The sequence below is a fragment of the Peribacillus sp. P4_C12 genome (genome assembly GCF_056402095.1).
Genome location: NZ_JBFUIB010001131.1, coordinates 1 through 632, shown reverse-complemented (window position 1 = coordinate 632; position 632 = coordinate 1). Strand labels below are relative to the sequence as shown.

General features: G+C 33.1%; 1 protein-coding gene. It reads right to left on the bottom strand.

Features of this window, described 5'->3' with window-relative positions:
* Positions 1 to 285: ATP-binding cassette domain-containing protein (locus AC1DUW_RS31765; RefSeq protein ID WP_477644571.1), on the bottom strand; the 285-nt coding region annotated here is incomplete at its 3' end.
* Between the last annotated feature and the right edge of the window lie 347 nt (positions 286 to 632).

Genomic DNA, 632 nt, shown 5'->3' with positions numbered 1-632 from the left:
GACTTCATATAATCTTTCATGCCCCATTATAACTACTTTAAGAACTTCCTCTTCTTCAAAAGCGAAGTGATCTTGTTTTAAAACGGCTAGGCGCTCGCCAGGCCCCATATGAACATCACCGGATTGTGCTTCAATTTCACCGGAAAGAATTTTTAAGAACGTGGATTTACCGGCCCCATTTGCCCCAATTAGTCCGTAGCAGTTACCAGGCGTGAATTTTATATTAACATCTTCAAACAGTTTACGATCGCCATAGCGTAAACCAACATTATTTACAGTAATCATTTATTTACATTCCTCCAAAACTATGTTTGCATCAACGTTTTTAGCAACTTTTTATTTTTTTAAGACACTGAATAACATGAGCAGAAGTTTACACTTGTATATTTTTAAAACTTTGCCGTCCGTTAGATTGTATCTTATTTCAGAGGAAAATTAAAGTTAGATTAGTAAAAACAAACGCTTAAGGGTAAAAATTTAACGAGCATTTTTGTTTTAAGATATAATTTGATAAATTTCATCAACTATTTTTGACATACATGTAGATTTTTCGTCATTCACACAAAATTCAATCGACATGAGAAATTCGTAGCCACATTTTTATATTGTTATGTAGTAGTGGGAGAGATATT